At 62.8% G+C, this 793-nt stretch carries 1 protein-coding gene; it reads right to left on the reverse strand.

Features of this window, described 5'->3' with window-relative positions:
• Positions 1-793: DNA mismatch repair endonuclease MutL (gene mutL / locus A3730_RS27250; RefSeq protein ID WP_231884065.1), on the reverse strand; the 793-nt coding region annotated here is incomplete at both ends.

Here is a 793-nt window from a genome sequence, read left to right on the forward strand (position 1 = left end):
CGCCGGGCGGGTAGGCGTGGCCGGCCGGGCTAGACAGGGAAGACATCCCCGCACCCGCTGGCGCAGACAGCGACATATTGCCCTGACTGGGCGCCATGGCTGTATCCATGCCGGCGGCTGGCGCCCCTTCATCGACCACGGAACCGGCCAGCTCCTGCCCCGGACGTACCCCGGCAATGGCGCGATGCAATGAGCTATACAGAAAACCATGTACCATCCGTTGTTCGCGGAAACGCACTTCGTGTTTGGTGGGGTGAACGTTCACATCCACCATGGCCGGGTCCAGCTCCAGAAACAGTACATAGGCCGGGTGGCGGCCGTGGTAGAGCACATCCGCATACGCCTGGCGCACCGCATGGCTGACCACCTTGTCGCGAATCACCCGGCCATTCACATAGAAATATTGCAGGTCCGCCTGGGAGCGGGAAAACGTGGGCAGGCCCATCCAGCCGTGCAGACGCAAGCCATCGCGCTCCACGTCCACGGCCACCGCCTGCTCCATGAAACCCTTGCCACACAGCTTGGCCACCCGCGCCGCCCGCAGGGTGTCATCCAGCCCGGCGGGCAACTGGTGAATCACTTTCTGGTTATGGGTGAGACGAAACGCGGTATTGAATTCACTCAGGGCAATGCGCCGAAACACTTCTTCGAGATGATTGAATTCGGTTTTTTCGGTGCGCAGGAACCGGCGTCGGGCCGGGGTATTAAAAAACAGGTCACGCATGGTCACGGTGGTGCCACGGGGGTGCCCCGCCGGCGATACCGTCGGCGCCATATCGCGCCCTTCCACGGT

The sequence above is a fragment of the Alcanivorax sp. HI0044 genome (assembly GCF_001634945.1).